General features: G+C 42.0%; 15 protein-coding genes and 1 rRNA gene. 9 read left to right on the plus strand and 7 right to left on the minus strand.

From position 1 onward, the window contains the following. Positions 1 to 110, minus strand: a 16S ribosomal RNA gene (locus tag AC13CC_RS07970); the annotation flags it as partial. A 715-nt stretch (positions 111 to 825) separates the two neighbouring features. On the opposite strand from AC13CC_RS07970, the gene thrS reads away from it, so the two are divergent. The 4 genes from thrS (at position 826) to rplT (ending at position 4037) form a co-directional block, all read left to right on the plus strand. After that, entirely contained in the window at positions 826 to 2766 is a 1941-nt protein-coding gene (gene thrS, locus AC13CC_RS07975) for a threonine--tRNA ligase (RefSeq protein WP_326280288.1), read from the plus strand. 36 nt (positions 2767 to 2802) lie between these two features. Next, positions 2803 to 3354, plus strand: coding sequence for a translation initiation factor IF-3 (gene infC, locus AC13CC_RS07980; protein WP_198519716.1), 552 nt, complete (start codon positions 2803 to 2805; stop codon positions 3352 to 3354). 48 nt (positions 3355 to 3402) lie between these two features. Next, positions 3403 to 3600, plus strand: a complete 198-nt coding sequence (rpmI, locus tag AC13CC_RS07985) for a 50S ribosomal protein L35 (protein ID WP_014033572.1) — start codon at positions 3403 to 3405, stop codon at positions 3598 to 3600. A 92-nt stretch (positions 3601 to 3692) separates the two neighbouring features. Then, complete coding sequence (gene rplT / locus AC13CC_RS07990; protein WP_014033571.1) at positions 3693 to 4037, plus strand: 50S ribosomal protein L20; 345 nt, start codon at positions 3693 to 3695, stop codon at positions 4035 to 4037. 120 nt (positions 4038 to 4157) lie between these two features. Here the strand turns inward: rplT and AC13CC_RS07995 are convergent, their stop codons facing one another. Further along, complete coding sequence (locus AC13CC_RS07995) at positions 4158 to 4580, minus strand: secondary thiamine-phosphate synthase enzyme YjbQ (protein ID WP_326280293.1); 423 nt, start codon at positions 4578 to 4580, stop codon at positions 4158 to 4160. A gap of 99 nt (positions 4581 to 4679) precedes the next feature. Here AC13CC_RS07995 and AC13CC_RS08000 point away from each other — a divergent pair, with 99 nt between their 5' ends. After that, positions 4680 to 5471, plus strand: coding sequence for an HAD family hydrolase (locus AC13CC_RS08000; RefSeq protein ID WP_326280295.1), 792 nt, complete (start codon positions 4680 to 4682; stop codon positions 5469 to 5471). Positions 5472 to 5558: 87 nt separating this feature from the next. Further along, positions 5559 to 6446: a dienelactone hydrolase family protein gene (locus AC13CC_RS08005; RefSeq protein WP_326280297.1), complete on the plus strand. Its 888-nt coding sequence runs from the start codon at positions 5559 to 5561 to the stop codon at positions 6444 to 6446. On the opposite strand, the gene AC13CC_RS08010 is transcribed toward AC13CC_RS08005, so the two are convergent. The 5 genes from AC13CC_RS08010 to tgt all read right to left on the minus strand — a co-directional run bounded on the left by AC13CC_RS08010 (position 6443) and on the right by tgt (position 12729). Beyond that, complete coding sequence (locus AC13CC_RS08010) at positions 6443 to 7720, minus strand: asparagine synthetase B (RefSeq protein ID WP_326280299.1); 1278 nt, start codon at positions 7718 to 7720, stop codon at positions 6443 to 6445. The two genes, AC13CC_RS08005 and AC13CC_RS08010, sit on opposite strands and share 4 nt — an antisense overlap. A gap of 13 nt (positions 7721 to 7733) precedes the next feature. Continuing rightward, positions 7734 to 9281, minus strand: a complete 1548-nt coding sequence (gene dnaB / locus AC13CC_RS08015) for a replicative DNA helicase (protein WP_326280301.1) — start codon at positions 9279 to 9281, stop codon at positions 7734 to 7736. Between the two features lie 167 nt (positions 9282 to 9448). Further along, on the minus strand, positions 9449 to 10402 hold the full coding sequence (locus tag AC13CC_RS08020; protein WP_293169448.1) for an acetyl-CoA carboxylase carboxyltransferase subunit alpha: 954 nt from the start codon (positions 10400 to 10402) through the stop codon (positions 9449 to 9451). Between the two features lie 114 nt (positions 10403 to 10516). After that, positions 10517 to 11599, minus strand: a complete 1083-nt coding sequence (locus AC13CC_RS08025) for an LptF/LptG family permease (RefSeq protein ID WP_326280305.1) — start codon at positions 11597 to 11599, stop codon at positions 10517 to 10519. Then, positions 11599 to 12729, minus strand: coding sequence for a tRNA guanosine(34) transglycosylase Tgt (gene tgt, locus AC13CC_RS08030; RefSeq protein WP_326280307.1), 1131 nt, complete (start codon positions 12727 to 12729; stop codon positions 11599 to 11601). The genes AC13CC_RS08025 and tgt overlap by 1 nt, the downstream gene beginning before the upstream one ends. A 156-nt stretch (positions 12730 to 12885) precedes the next feature. On the opposite strand from tgt, the gene AC13CC_RS08035 reads away from it, so the two are divergent. From AC13CC_RS08035 to AC13CC_RS08045, 3 genes are read left to right on the plus strand one after another with little or no spacing between them, the layout of a single operon-like run. Then, positions 12886 to 13731 (plus strand): transketolase, encoded by an 846-nt coding sequence (locus AC13CC_RS08035; RefSeq protein WP_326280309.1) that lies wholly within the window; start codon positions 12886 to 12888, stop codon positions 13729 to 13731. An 18-nt stretch (positions 13732 to 13749) separates the two neighbouring features. Continuing rightward, the gene (locus AC13CC_RS08040) at positions 13750 to 14703 is read left to right on the plus strand and encodes a transketolase family protein (protein WP_482875790.1); all 954 of its coding nucleotides are present in this window, start codon (positions 13750 to 13752) and stop codon (positions 14701 to 14703) included. Positions 14704 to 14752: 49 nt separating this feature from the next. Then, a complete protein-coding gene (locus AC13CC_RS08045) occupies positions 14753 to 15370 on the plus strand; it encodes an outer membrane beta-barrel protein (protein ID WP_326280312.1) in 618 nt (205 codons plus the stop codon). Positions 15371 to 15568: the final 198 nt, after the last annotated feature.

Consider the following 15568-nt stretch of genomic DNA (forward strand, 5'->3'; position numbering starts at 1 on the left):
GTGCGCCGGTCGCCACCAGAAAAGCAAGCTTTTCCGTGATGCCCCTCGACTTGCATGTGTTAGGCCTGCCGCTAGCGTTCATCCTGAGCCAGGATCAAACTCTTCATTGTATTTCCTTGAATGTCTGTACGACACCCGGAATCCCGAGTCCCTGCATCAAAATGGTTCTTATTCTCTTTACGCTGTCGTTACAATATGTATATGAACTTCTTTTTTTCAAAAAACCGAGTCAATCTTCTTAAAATCAATTTTCTCAGTCTTAACCCTTTACCTCGTTGGTAAAGCGGCTGCAAATTTACAACTGTTTTCTTAACCGGCAAGCTTTTTTTTGAAAAAAGTTTCAAAACATTTTCTTAACCTCAAAAAACAATCTTTTTACATGAACTTTCCCGTGCAACACCTTAGTGTTTTTCGGGCTGCAAATGTAAAACGCTTTTTTGGATTACACAATGCTTTTTTTGTGTTTTTTTTCAATCTTGTCGACTCATCAAAACAATATATCAATAAGCTTATGAACTCACCGAAAAACCGGTACTTTGCCGTTTTCGGGCTGCAAATGTAACACCATTCCTAAAACAAACAAGAGCTTTTTTTGACTTCTCTGTAAATTCACTTTCAACTCGCTGAAAGCGAAACATATAAAAATACAACTTTTTTAAAAAGTACAAAAACACTTTCCCTTTTTCCATTCTTCAGTCTAAAAACCAATTGCCCCCTCATTTATTATTGCAGAAAATCAATATATATACAAAAGTAAGCCTTGTAGCATCTATACAAGGTATTATCTTTGTCCTCTCGATTGTAAAAAATAGAAGTTTAAACAACATGATAAAGATCACACTGCCTGATGGTGCTGTAAAAGAAGCTGAAAAGGGAACTACTCCTTTTTCCATTGCCCAAAGTATTAGCGAAGGGCTTGCGAGAAACGTTATTTCTGCAAAATTTAATGATACTACGGTTGAAACCACCACACCATTAACCGAAGATGGCAGATTGACTCTTTATACCTGGAACGATGATGAAGGCAAAAAAGCATTTTGGCACTCCACCTCCCACGTTGTGGCCCAAGCATTGGAGGAACTTTACCCAGGCATAAAGTTAACCATTGGTCCCGCTATAGAGAATGGATTCTATTATGATGTGGATTTTGGCGATGAAACGATTTCCGAAAAGGATTTTCCGAAAATCGAGAAAAAGGCATTGGAAATAGCCCGAGGGAAGCACGACTATACCATGAGAAGTGTTTCCAAAGCGGATGCCCTTTCCTATTATAAAGAACAAGGGAACGAATATAAGGTAGAGCTCATTGAGAATCTTGATGACGGCACCATCACTTTTTGCGACCACAGCACCTTTACCGATTTGTGCCGCGGAGGACATATTCCCAATACAGGTATCATAAAAGCCATTAAACTATTAAGTGTTGCAGGTGCTTATTGGAGAGGGGACGAAAAAAACACCCAGCTTACCCGTGTTTATGGCATCTCTTTCCCAAAACAAAAAGAACTTACGGAATACCTTCAACTTTTGGAGGAGGCCAAGAAAAGAGACCATAGAAAACTAGGTAAGGAACTTGAGCTCTTTACTTTTTCACAGAAAGTGGGTCAAGGACTTCCTTTATGGTTGCCCAACGGCGCCGCATTACGTGAGCGTTTGGAACAATTTTTAAAGAAGGCCCAAAAGAAGGCGGGTTATGAAATGGTGGTTACACCACATATTGGTCAAAAGGAACTTTACGTAACTTCCGGCCACTATGCAAAATATGGAGAGGATAGCTTTCAACCCATTCACACCCCAAAAGAGGATGAAGAGTTCTTGTTGAAACCGATGAACTGTCCGCACCATTGCGAAATATACAACAGCCAGCCTTTCAGTTATAAGGATTTACCAAAAAGATACGCTGAGTTCGGTACCGTATATAGGTATGAACAAAGTGGTGAATTGCACGGTCTTACCAGAGTGAGAGGGTTTACCCAAGATGATGCCCACATTTTTTGCACGACCGAGCAGCTAAACGATGAATTCAAGAATGTAATCGACCTTACCTTATATGTATTGAATTCGTTAGGTTTTGAGGATTTTACCGCACAAGTTTCCGTAAGGGATTTGGAGAACCCCGACAAATATATCGGCAACACCGATGATTGGGAAAAAGCCGAACAGGCCATCATTGACGCAGCGGAGGAAAAAGGCCTGAATTATGTGGTTGAAAGCGGGGAAGCTGCATTTTACGGTCCAAAGTTGGACTTTATGATCAAAGATGCGCTCGGCAGAAACTGGCAGTTAGGAACTATTCAAGTTGACTATAATCTTCCTAAACGTTTTGATCTTACCTATAAAGGAAGCGATAACGAATTGCACAGGCCCGTGATGATTCACCGCGCACCGTTTGGAAGCATGGAACGGTTTGTGGCCCTGCTACTGGAGCATACCGGTGGAAACTTCCCGTTATGGTTGATTCCAACGCAAGCTATCGTTCTGCCCGTCAGTGAGAAACACGAAAAATATGCGGAAAAAGTTTTGAATTCGTTAGAAAATCACGAAATTCGCGCGCTCATTGATAACAGGAACGAGACGGTAGGGAAAAAAATCCGTGAGGCAGAACTCAAAAAAATCCCTTTCATGATTATTGTTGGGGAACAGGAAGAAGCCTCTGCCAGCCTTTCTGTAAGGAGACATGGAGGTGAAGATTTGGGTAGTTTGAGCGTAGATACATTTTCGGACTTGGTAACTACTGAAATAAATAGTACCTTAAAGTCGTTCTAAAAAATTAAGTTTAATTAAAAAGTTTACGTCATAGCAATTAGAAGAAGATTTAGACCCCAACCCAGGAGGGAAAATAAAAACCCTCATAACATCAATGAGAAAATAAAAGCCCGAGAAGTACGGCTTGTCGGCGATAATGTAGAGATGGGTGTTTATCCCATTTCCAAAGCAAGGGAAATAGCCAACGAACAGGAGTTGGATTTGGTGGAAATTTCACCAAATGCCGAACCGCCCGTTTGTAAGGTTATGGATTATAAAAAGTTTCTTTACGAACAAAAGAAACGCGACAAGGCCATGAAGGCCAAAGCAAGTAAAGTTGTCGTAAAGGAAATTAGGTTTGGACCTCAGACGGACGACCATGATTACGAGTTCAAGAAAAGACATGCAGAAAAATTCTTGAAAGATGGTGCCAAACTAAAAGCCTATGTGTTCTTTAAAGGACGATCTATCGTTTATAAAGACCAAGGCGAAATATTATTGCTCCGACTCGCCCAAGAACTCGAAGAACTTGGAAAGGTAGAGCAAATGCCTAAATTGGAAGGCAAGCGTATGACCATGTTCATCGCGCCCAAGACAAACAAAAAATAAAAACTGAACCCTGGTTCGGTATAATAAGCGGAGTTAAATACTAGGAAAATGCCTAAGATGAAAACAAAATCCAGTGCCAAGAAGCGCTTTAAGCTAACAGGAACTGGTAAAATCAAAAGAAAGCACGCTTTTAAGAGTCACATTCTGACTAAAAAATCTAAAAAGCGCAAGCTAAAGTTGACCCATTCCACTTTGGTTCACAAAGCGGATGAGGACAACATCAAGGAACAATTACGTTTAAAATAATTGTTCACCGGTACATTTATTTATTAACCATGGAGTCGGGCCCAAAAAAGTTCTCAATAATTGAGACGCCTGCTACAAAAAAATGACACATTATGCCAAGATCAGTAAATTCAGTTGCTTCACGAGCTAGAAGAAAAAAAGTGATGAAGCAAGCCAAAGGTTACTTTGGAAGACGTAAAAACGTTTGGACAGTAGCCAAAAATGCGGTAGAAAAAGCAATGCTTTATGCTTACCGCGACAGAAGAAACAAAAAACGTACGTTCCGTTCCCTATGGATTACCCGTATTAATGCTGGTGCCAGAATGCACGGAATGTCCTACTCTCAATTTATGGGTAAGGTGAAAGCCAATGGAATTGAACTCAACCGAAAAGTTCTTGCCGATTTGGCCATGAACCACCCAGATGCTTTTAAAGCAATCGTTGAAAAAGTAAAGTAAAAAAGTTAATATAAACTTACCCCGCTTATTTAGATCCCGCCTTGTGCGGGATTTTTTATTTTACGGTCTCATTACCACAACAGTCATTTTCGACTGCACTCGAATTGACATAAGTACTGTCTAATCCCCGTAGGCCGTAACCACCAACTTTCTGCCTGATGCATGGTTCCTGTGCTCGCATAGGTAAATACCTTGCCAAATTCCCATATTCAATCTGCCTGCTGTTATGGGAATCTGAACGGAAGCTCCCATTAACGAAGCTTTAATATGGGCAGGCATATCATCGGGTCCTTCATAATTGTGTACATAATACGGTGCGTTCTCGGGAACCATTGTATTGATGTGGCTCTCAAAATCCGTTCGTACCGTTGGGTCGGCATTTTCATTGATCGTCAAGCTGGCCGAGGTATGCTTGATAAACACCTGCAAAAATCCCGTGCTTATGTTCCGAAGTTCGGGAACAGCATCAATTATCGTGTCAGTAATCAAATGAAATCCTCTGGAGTATGGGCGTAACTGTATTTCTTTCTGATAAAAATTCATAGACAAACAAACCTTTCCCGACGAAATTAATACAAAGTTTACCAAAACTGGGGCTCAGTTCCATGAATAACAAATAACTTTGCAGCTTAATTAATTGAAATGGACTTATCACAAATAAAAATGGTGGTTACCGATATGGATGGAACATTGTTGAACTCCAACCACGAAGTAAGCCCCCGGTTTTTTGAAATCTACGAAGAACTCAAAAGGAAAAACATTGCCTTTGTTGCCGCAAGCGGGAGACAATATCACAGCATGGTAGACAAATTGGGGTCCATCAAAAATGAAATCCTCGTTATTGCAGAAAATGGCGCCTTGATAAAAAAACAGGAAGAAACCCTGCTCACCACTCCAATCAACAAGTCGGAAATAAACCGTATTCTTGACGCTGTGCGTCCCTTAGAAAATGTACACCCTGTGCTGTGTTGTCAAAACAATGCTTTTGTGGGCGGTGATTCAAACGAATTCTTGGAAATGCTCCGTGAATACTATTCGGAATTCGATATTGTTGAAGACCAAAAAGAGGTTGATCAAGAGGTGCTGAAAATAGCCATTTACCATTTTGAAAATTCTGAAAAGTACATTTATCCCAATGTGAAACATTTGGAAGGTGATTTAAAAGTAAAGGTTTCCGGTGCCAATTGGGTAGATGTCTCCGATTTGAATGCACATAAGGGCTACGCGCTAAAAAAAGTGATGGACGAATTTAAAATCGCATCCCACGAAATTATGGTATTCGGTGATTACAACAACGACTTGGAAATGTTGGAGCTTTCTGATTATAGCTTTGCCATGGCCAATGCGCATCCCAATGTTTTAAAAACCGCTAAATATACTACCCACAGCAACGACGATTTTGGTGTGGAGCGGATTTTGGAGAAGTTGCTCTAGTCGCACTGCCCAATCTATTTATCTTATTCTGAGTAATTTGCTTTTGTAAAATTTGTACCTTAAAGGACAAACAACAAAAGTAACGCCATGGCACCTTTAAAAAAAGAAGATATTAAGCAGGAGGTCTTTGACCTATACGATAAATATGCACACAACCAGTTGGACCGCAGGGAGTTTATGGAAAAACTTTCCGTTTATGCGGTCGGCGGAATTACCATGGCTTCGTTGATGAGTTTTGTGATGCCCAATTACAAGGACACACTCACCGTATCCCCCAATGACCCGGATTTGAACTCCAAGTTTATTACATACAACTCACCGAAAGGCGGGGGTGAAATCAAAGGATTGTTATCCAAACCCAAAGAGAGCAAAGGCAAAATGGGTGGTGTTGTCGTAGTTCATGAAAACCGAGGTCTAAACCCCTATATTGAAGATGTGGGACGAAGAGCTGCCAAGGCAGGGTTTATTTCCTTGGCCCCGGATGCCCTTACGCCACTTGGCGGATATCCGGGCAATGATGATGAAGGTAGAGCGCTCCAACGCCAGCGGGACCGTAACGAAATGTTGGAAGATTTTATCGCGGCCTACGAATATCTCAAAAACCATGAGGAATGTAATGGTAAAGTGGGGGTTGTTGGGTTTTGTTTTGGTGGATGGATTTCCAATATGATGGCCGTAAAAGTTCCTGATCTGGCAGCAGCAGTCCCTTTCTATGGAGGCCAACCTGATGATGATCAAGTGGCACAAATCAATGCGCCTTTATTGATTCATTATGCAGGATTGGATGAAAGGGTAAACGCTGGCTGGGAAGCTTATGAAGCTAAATTGAATGAGCTTGACAAAGATTACAAGGTTCATTTTTACCCGAATGTAAACCACGGATTCCACAATAATACCACACCGCGCTTTGATAAAGCATCAGCCGATCTGGCATGGGAAAGAACGGTAGATTTTTTTAAGGAACACCTAAGTTAGGTCTTCTGTTTCTTTTTACGGGCAGCGGGAAAGAGAACATTGTTCAGAATCAATCGATATCCCGGAGATGTTGGGTGCAGTTCCAATTCTGTTTTTGGATCCCCTACCCTATGCTGGTAATCTTCAGGATCATGGCCTCCATAAAAAGTAAAAAATCCTTTTCCTTTTATTCCGTGAATATACCGGGCCTCCCCATTGATTTTGTTCTCTCCCAATACCATAACCGTAGGTTTCACTTGGTTTCGGGTGTAAGCTGTGGTCTGTCCCATAAAACCTTTGACCAAACTGGTATGGTTTTGGGTCAACATCGTGGGTACCGGATCCCATTTTGCCGAAAATTCCATTAATGAAAAGTAATCGGATTCCCTGGGAACATTGGCCCGTTTGTTGGTCATGTCTATCGAGGAGAATTCATACCGGATAGGATTGCGTTCCAGAGTAAAATTTGTAAAAGCAAAAGTGTTGCTAAAATCCAGTTTGGCCTGATAGTTTGCGTCCGAAGGGTCACCATCGAACATGGGCTCGCAGATATCCACTTCTTCTGCTGCCAGAGCAATATCAAAACTATCGGTTGCGGAACACATGGCGAACATAAAGCCTCCGCCAATCACATAATTTCGGATTTTTAAGGCCACGGCCAATTTCTCATCCGACACCTTGGAATACCCCAAGCTTTGAGCCAGTTCTTCAGCTTTGGCTTTGTCCTCAATATACCATGGCGCAGCTCGGTAATGCCCGTAAAAGCGTCCGTATTGCCCGGTAAAATCCTCATGGTGCAGGTGCAGCCAATCATACAGTGCCAATTTATCGCCAAGCACCTCTGTATCATAAATGGTAGTATACGGAATCTCGGCATACGTGAGCACCATGGTAACGGCATCATCCCAAGGCTGGTTCCCCTTAGGGGAATACACAGCGATTTTTGGTGCCTTTTCCAAAATAACGGCATCTTGATTTTTGGATGGACTGCTAATGTTATCCAAAATTTGTGCTGCCTGCCCATCTGAAAGCACTTCAAACGAAACGCCACGGATTTGACATTCCTTTCGAATAGCTTCTCCGTCTGGAAGTAAAAAAGAGCCACCGCGATAATTGAGCAGCCATTGCACTTTTTGTTGCTTTGAAAGCACCCAATAGGTAATTCCGTATGCCTTTAAATGGTTTTTTTGTCCCTCGGCATCCATTGGGATCAGGATAACGGAGGCAGAAGTTTGTAAGAAAAAAAGAAAGAAGCATACAATAATGAGATTTCTCGCATTTGCTCGAAATGACATCCACTGTATTATTTTAGAAAGGTACATCATTATCATCTGGGCCATCGTCACTATTCATTGAACTACCAAATGCATCATCCGTACTTGGAAGGTTTGGTGTTGCAAAGGGGTTTTCTTCGTCCGCATTCATCTTCGATTGGAATTCGAATGGGGAATCAAAGTCATCCAAGTTATCAAATTTACCCAGAGCGCCCACAAACTTTAACCTAATATTTTCCAAACCTCCGTTACGGTGCTTGGCTACAATAAACTCTGCTTGACCTTGTGTTGGGGTACGCTCTTCATCGTCCCACTCGTCAATTTTATAATATTCCGGTCTGTAAATAAAGGAAACGATATCCGCATCCTGCTCAATGGCCCCGGATTCCCTCAAATCGGAAAGAATAGGCCTTTTGCTGCCTCCACGGGTCTCCACGGCCCGCGATAACTGGGACAGGGCGATTACGGGAACATCCAGTTCCTTTGCCAACGCCTTTAAGTTTCTTGAAATAGTAGAGATTTCCTGCTCACGGTTACCGCCCTTTTGGCTTCCGCCAGCGGTCATTAACTGCAAGTAATCAATTATAATGAGCCGGATATTGTGTTGTGAGGCCAAACGTCTTGCCTTGGCACGAAGGTCGAAAATGGAGAGCGATGGGGTATCGTCAATAAACAAAGGTGCTTTTTCCAAAGTCTTTACCTTCACGTTCAACTGCTCCCACTCGTGTTTTTCCAATTTACCGGTCCTTAGTTTTTCTGAAGACAGTCCTGTTTCTGAAGAAATCAAACGGGTAATCAACTGAACGGATGACATTTCCAAAGAGAAGAATGCCACCGGAATTTCCGAGTTCACCGCAATATTACGGGCCATGGAGAGCGTAAGCGCCGTTTTACCCATACCAGGCCGTGCAGCAACAATGATCAAATCACTGGGTTGCCAACCCGAGGTAAGCCTATCCAATTTATCAAAACCGGATGGAATTCCACTAAGCCCCTCTTTATTCGAAATTTCCTCGATTCTTTTTTTGGCCTGTATCACCAAATTCTGGGCAGTTTCAGCGGATCGCTTTAAATTTCCTTGGGTAACCTCATATAATTTTGCCTCTGCATTGTCCAAAAGGTCAAAAACGTCGGTTGCGTCACTGTAGGCCTCCTCAATAATATCGTTTGATATTTTGATCAAGCTACGTTGAATATACTTTTGAAGAATAATCCTGGCGTGGAACTCAATATGTGCGGATGAGGCTACTTTTTGGGTCAGTTTTATCAAATAAAAATCACCTCCGACGGCTTCTAGCTTACCATCCTTCTTTAGTTGCGCCGAAACAGTTAATAAATCCACTGGTTCGGAGGATTCGAACAATTTAAAGACGGCCTCGTAGATATATTTATGGGAATCCTTGTAGAATACATCGGGATGAAGAATATCGATCACTTCATCCACGCCTTTCTTGTCGATCATCATAGCTCCAAGCACAACCTCCTCTAAATCAACAGCTTGTGGAGGTATCTTACCTCTCTCAAGATTGATAAGGGCAGATTTCTCCACACGATGTCCTACAATGGGGCTAGGTTTTTCCATGAATGCGAAAGTAGCTAATTAACCTTTAGTTAACTTTAATTTAGACGAATACGATTTCCACAGGTACTTAACAATTTAAATGTTGATAACTTCTAATACCTGTTAATAACATAAAAAAATTCGGGGATATATCCTAATGAAAAAGGGGAGCCCCTGAAAAACAAGAATTATTCGCTAAAAACACCCATATCCGCATATTTTTCCATGCGGGTTTTCACCAATTCTTTTGGTGATAACTTTTTGAGCTCTTCAAAATGGGAAGAAATTTTGTCCGCGACCGTTTCAAATGTTTTTTTTCTGTCGGTATGTGCTCCTCCAAGAGGTTCTTTTACGATTTCATCGACCAAACCTTGCTTTTTCATATCGGTTGCGGTCAATTTTAAGGCTTCGGCGGCCTGCTCTTTATATTCCCAACTCCTCCAAAGGATGGATGAGCAAGATTCCGGGGATATTACGGAGTACCAGGTATTTTCCAACATCAATACCTTATCTCCCACTCCAATGCCCAAAGCACCCCCCGAGGCTCCTTCTCCTATAATAATTACGATGATTGGGACTTTAAGGCGGGTCATTTCCAAAATATTACGGGCAATGGCCTCTCCTTGACCTCTTTCCTCTGCTTCAATACCTGGATAAGCCCCTGGGGTGTCAACAAAACATACCACGGGAATCTTGAATTTTTCGGCAGACTTCATCAACCTGAGCGCTTTTCGGTACCCTTCTGGATTTGCCATACCAAAATTACGGTACTGACGGGTCTTGGTATTATATCCTTTTTGTTGGCCAATGAACATATAGCTTTGGTCACCAATTTTTCCAAGTCCTCCCACCATGGCCTTGTCATCCTTTACATTTCTGTCGCCATGGAGCTCCAAAAAGGTGTCTCCACAAATGGCATTGATGTAATCCATAGTGTAAGGCCGGCTGGGGTGTCTTGACAACTGTACTTTTTGCCAAGCGGTAAGGTTTTTATAGATATCCTTTCGGGTCTGGGCGAGTTTTTTTTCGATTTGGGCACACGTTTCTGTAACGTCTACATCACTTTCTTCCCCAATCACCATACATTTTTGAAGCTGTTCTTCAAGTTCTTTGATGGGGAGTTCAAATTCTAGATATTCCATGGGAAGTCTTTTATTTTCACGAAAAACAATGGGGACAAATATATAACATTATGGCATACTCCCATGAAAAACACAAGTCTTTTATCTTCAACAATATACGCTAATATTACTGAATTATCGCTTGGCTTTCATTAGCATGTAAACGGCAAAAACACCAAAAAAAAGGTTGGGAAGTACCACTGCCAGCAAAGGTGAAAAACCGGATTGCTCTGCCAATGTTCCAAAAACTTTATCAAAAAAGATGTACACAAAGGCCACCCCGATACCAAAGGCCAAATTTAGCCCCATCCCACCACGGCGTTTCATCGAAGAAACGGCTACAGCTATTACCGTAAGAATGAATGCTGCAATGGGAAGTGCCCATCGCTTATATTTTACCAATACATATGCATTGATGTTTGATGCACCTTTTCTGCGTTGATCCTCGATAAAGTCGTTGAGCTCGAATAGGTTTTTGGTCTCGGCCACATAGGAGACCGGGGTAAGATCATCTATTTGAAAGGAGAAAACCGTATCCAACCTACGTTTTGCTTTAATGTATTCGGTTTCGTTCCTCAACGTACGCTTTTCATAATTGGTCAAACGGTAAATACTGTCGTCTTCCACCCATCTTATGTTACTGGCGGAAATTTTATAGTCCAGCTTTCCAATGGAATCAAAATGCTCGTAGGTAAAATTGTAACCGATCTTACGGTTGGGATCAAAACTGCTCACGTAGATATAATCCTGCTCGTTCAATTGGTTGAAGATATTTTCCGTTACCCTGGTCTGTTTTCCTTTTTTAAAGTATTTGTACTCAAACTCGTTAAAACCAATACTGGCATGGGGCACTATGAACATCCCCATCATAAAAATAAGGATGGCCACCAAGGTAGCCCCCACAAAATAGGGGCGCAAAAACCGCCAAAAGGAGACACCGGAACTCAAAATCGCCACAATTTCCGTGTTACTGGCCAGTTTGGAGGTAAAAAATATAATCGATAAAAAAAGAAAAATAGGCAGCAATAAATTCCCGATTACCAAGGTAAAATTGCCGTAAAACACGATTACTTCGGCCAACGGAGCCTCATTGTCTATAATTTTCCCAATTTTCTCGGCCAAGTTGGCCATAATACCGATAGGGACAAACAGTAAAAGCATCCCCATAAAGGTGATCAGGTAGCGTTTAAGTATGTATCTATCGAGTATGGTGAACATTACAGTCTTTTATCCATTTGGTTGACCATTTTGGTTTTCCACTCCAAAAAATCTCCGGCTAAAATACGTTCTCTTGCGGTACGCACCAACCACAGATAAAAACCTAAGTTGTGAATGGTGGCAATTTGCTTGCCCAAATATTCATTGGCTGCGAACAAATGCCTTAAATAGGCCTTGGAATATTCGGTATCCACAAAAGTGATACCCATTTCATCAATAGGGGAAAAATCGTTCTCCCATTTTTTATTTTTGATGTTGATGGTTCCGTGGGCCGTAAACAACATGCCATTTCGGGCATTGCGAGTGGGCATCACACAATCGAACATATCCACACCCAACGCAATATTTTCCAAAATATTGATTGGTGTACCTACCCCCATAAGATATCTCGGCTTATCTTCCGGAAGAATATCGCAGACCAATTCCGCCATTTCGTACATTTCCTCGGCAGGTTCTCCTACCGAAAGTCCGCCAATGGCATTACCTTCTGCCTCTACGGAGGCAATATATTCCGCCGATTGTTTTCTTAAATCTTTATAGGTAGAACCTTGAACAATAGGAAAAAAACTTTGGGAATAACCATATTTAAACGGTAGCTTTTCCAAATGATCGGTGCATCTGTCCAACCACCTATGCGTCATGTGCATGGAGCGTTTGGCATATTGATAATCGCAGGGATAGGGCGTGCACTCATCAAAAGCCATAATAATATCCGCACCTATGGTGCGTTGTATTTCCATTACATTCTCCGGAGTGAAAAAATGACGAGATCCATCAATATGGGACTTAAACTTAACGCCCTCTTCTTTAATTTTTCTATTATCTGAAAGCGAATACACTTGATAACCCCCGCTATCCGTCAAAATAGGACGGTCCCAATTCATAAATTTATGAAGTCCACCGGCTTCTTCCAGTATTCCAGTACCCGGTCTTAAGAAAAGATGATAAGTGTTCCCTAAAATAATATCAGGATTTATTTCATCTTTTAATTCCCGTTGATGTACCCCTTTTACCGAGGCAACTGTACCTACGGGCATAAAAATAGGGGTTTGTATGTTGCCATTGTCAGTGGTCAGCTCCCCTGCCCTGGCCTTGCTTTTATTGTCCTTTTGTATTAAGGTAAAATCCAATTGTTCGTTTTAGAACCGCAAATATAACTAACTCTGTTTCGTTGTTCCTTAACAAAAAAATAAAGTTTCTGAGCACAAGCTATTTAACAAATGTATAATCGACACTTGTTTTCTACGAATAATGCGATTACATTTGATATCTAAATTATTGACACGATGCCGAACACGCAAGAATTACAAGACCTGGTAGTACAGGTAAGAAGGGACATTTTACGAATGGTCCATAAGGTAAATTCGGGTCACCCAGGAGGTTCTTTGGGCTGTACCGAGTTTTTTGTAGCACTCTACAACGAAGTAATGGATTTAAAGGAAGGGTTTGATATGGACGGGGTTGGAGAGGACCTATTTTTTCTTTCCAACGGACACATCTCGCCCGTTTTTTACAGTGTTTTAGCCCGAAGGGGTTATTTCCCCTTAGAGGAATTGAACACTTTTAGACTGATAGATTCCAGATTACAAGGACACCCGACGACCCATGAAGGATTGCCGGGGGTACGCGTGGCATCAGGATCTTTGGGACAGGGAATGTCCGTTGCCATCGGTGCTGCTTTGGCCAAAAAATTGAACGGCGACGATCATTTGGTATTCAGCCTCCACGGCGATGGGGAATTGCAGGAGGGTCAAAACTGGGAGGCAATCATGTACGCTGCTGGCAATAAAGTGGACAATTTAATTTCCACCGTGGACCGTAATGGCCAACAAATTGACGGTGCTACCGAAGATGTGCTTCCTATTGGTGATGTTGCCGAAAAATTCAGGGTATTTGGATGGGATGTTCTGGAAATTGAAAACGGAAACGACCTAGAGCAGGTTATCGCAGGCTTAAAAGAAGCCAAGAGCAGAACTGGAAAGGGAAAACCGGTATGTATTGTTATGACCACGGAAATGGGCAATGGCGTTGACTTTATGATGCACACCCATGCATGGCACGGTAAAGCGCCCAGCGATGAGCAATTGGCGACCGCATTGGCACAAAATCCAGAGACTTTAGGCGATTACTAATCATAAGAAAAAGAGAGAATGACTAAATATACAGATCAAGGAAAACAAGACACCCGAAGCGGATATGGCGCGGGAATGACGGAACTGGGAAGAACCAATCCCAATGTGGTAGCCTTATGTGCCGACCTTGTGGGGTCTTTAAAGATTGACACTTTTATTGAAGAAAACCCAGAACGTTTCTTCCAAGTAGGTATTGCAGAGGCCAACATGATGGGCATTGCAGCCGGTTTGACCATAGGAGGTAAAATTCCTTTCGCTTCTACCTTTGCAAATTTTGCGACTGGTCGTGTGTATGATCAAATCCGCCAATCCATCGCATACTCCGATAAAAACGTGAAAATATGTGCTTCGCACTCTGGTTTGACCTTGGGCGAGGACGGTGCCACGCACCAAATTCTGGAAGACATCGGTTTGATGAAAATGTTGCCCGGTATGACGGTCATCAACCCTTGTGATTTTAACCAGACCAAGGCGGCCACCATTGCCATAGCGGAACACCATGGCCCAGTTTATTTGCGCTTTGGACGCCCCAAAGTAGCCAATTTCACCCCTGTGGACCAAAAATTTGAAATCGGTAAGGCGCTCATGCTCAACGGAGGTACCGATGTGACCATCATTGCAACAGGACACTTGGTTTGGCAGGCACTACTTGCTGCCGAAAGCTTGGAAAACCAAGGAATTTCCGCAGAAGTAATCAATATACACACCATTAAACCCTTGGACGATAAGGCCATTTTGGATTCTGTGAAGAAAACGGGTTGCGTGGTAACGGCGGAAGAGCACAATTATTTGGGCGGACTTGGTGAAAGTGTCTCCCGAGTGCTGGCCACCCACCATCCTACCCCTCAAGAGTTTGTGGCAACACAAGATACTTTTGGAGAGAGTGGAACGCCCGATCAACTTATGGAGAAGTACGGATTGAACAATAAAGCCATAGAAGCCGCCGTTTTAAAAGTGTTGAAACGTAAATAGTTTCAGCTATCTCCTTTGGAGATATTTCAACTTTATAAAATAGACACTTATGAAAAAAACACTTTTAGTAGCTGTATTTGCCTTAATTGGTTCTGCAGCGATGGCACAAAGCGGTTCAGGGTTCGGTATTAAGGCCGGTTTATCCTACAACAAGAACGGAGATTTAATCGGTTCTGTTGGTGATGGCGGACAAGATATCGTCGAAGGTGCCGAAGGTAAGACAGGATACCATTTTGGATTTTGGGGCAAACTGGATTTCCCCAAGATTTATTTAAGACCAGAATTGGTATATTCCAAAACCAAAAGTTCTTATGATTTACCAGATGGCGACTCCGAAGATTACGATGTTTCCAAATTGGACATGCCCGTCCTTTTGGGATATAAATTGATCGGTCCTTTGCACATTTTTGCAGGGCCTGCTTTTCAATATACGTTGAACAATGACTTTGGCGATATTGAAATTGAGGACGTAAAAAATGACTTTACGGTAGGTCTAAATGCAGGTGTTGGGGTAAACCTAGGAAACATTGGTTTAGACGTTAGATACGAAAGGGGGTTTTCGGAAAATGAAGCCGAAATCATTAACAATAATATCGCTAATTTAGAAGATAGCAGAGTAGATTCGAGACCTTCGCAAATTATTTTTGCACTATCTCTTAAATTGTAACATATCATTAAACATGTGAAAAGCCCCGCTGGTATCCAGTGGGGCTTTTTATATTATTCTGTCCCGTCCTGAAATAAGTTGACACAAAATCAACTTATTTATGAAGTATTCAGAAAACCCGAGGAATAAGCGCACCCAGCGTGATTACAATTTAGGCTTTAAATTAGCAGTAATATCTCAAGTAGAAAAAGGCGATAT

Source organism: Flagellimonas sp. L-11, from assembly GCF_056857735.1.

Coding starts and splice junctions, on each gene's coding strand:
- AC13CC_RS07995 (WP_326280293.1), bottom strand. CDS start 4,580: ATGAATTTTTATCAGAAAGAAATACAGTTACGCCCATACTCCAGAGGA.
- AC13CC_RS08025 (WP_326280305.1), bottom strand. CDS start 11,599: ATGTTCACCATACTCGATAGATACATACTTAAACGCTACCTGATCACC.
- AC13CC_RS08035 (WP_326280309.1), top strand. CDS start 12,886: ATGCCGAACACGCAAGAATTACAAGACCTGGTAGTACAGGTAAGAAGG.
- dnaB (WP_326280301.1), bottom strand. CDS start 9,281: ATGGAAAAACCTAGCCCCATTGTAGGACATCGTGTGGAGAAATCTGCC.
- rplT (WP_014033571.1), top strand. CDS start 3,693: ATGCCAAGATCAGTAAATTCAGTTGCTTCACGAGCTAGAAGAAAAAAA.
- AC13CC_RS08010 (WP_326280299.1), bottom strand. CDS start 7,720: ATGTCATTTCGAGCAAATGCGAGAAATCTCATTATTGTATGCTTCTTT.
- AC13CC_RS08020 (WP_293169448.1), bottom strand. CDS start 10,402: ATGGAATATCTAGAATTTGAACTCCCCATCAAAGAACTTGAAGAACAG.
- AC13CC_RS08040 (WP_482875790.1), top strand. CDS start 13,750: ATGACTAAATATACAGATCAAGGAAAACAAGACACCCGAAGCGGATAT.
- rpmI (WP_014033572.1), top strand. CDS start 3,403: ATGCCTAAGATGAAAACAAAATCCAGTGCCAAGAAGCGCTTTAAGCTA.
- AC13CC_RS08005 (WP_326280297.1), top strand. CDS start 5,559: ATGGCACCTTTAAAAAAAGAAGATATTAAGCAGGAGGTCTTTGACCTA.
- thrS (WP_326280288.1), top strand. CDS start 826: ATGATAAAGATCACACTGCCTGATGGTGCTGTAAAAGAAGCTGAAAAG.
- AC13CC_RS08000 (WP_326280295.1), top strand. CDS start 4,680: ATGGACTTATCACAAATAAAAATGGTGGTTACCGATATGGATGGAACA.
- AC13CC_RS08045 (WP_326280312.1), top strand. CDS start 14,753: ATGAAAAAAACACTTTTAGTAGCTGTATTTGCCTTAATTGGTTCTGCA.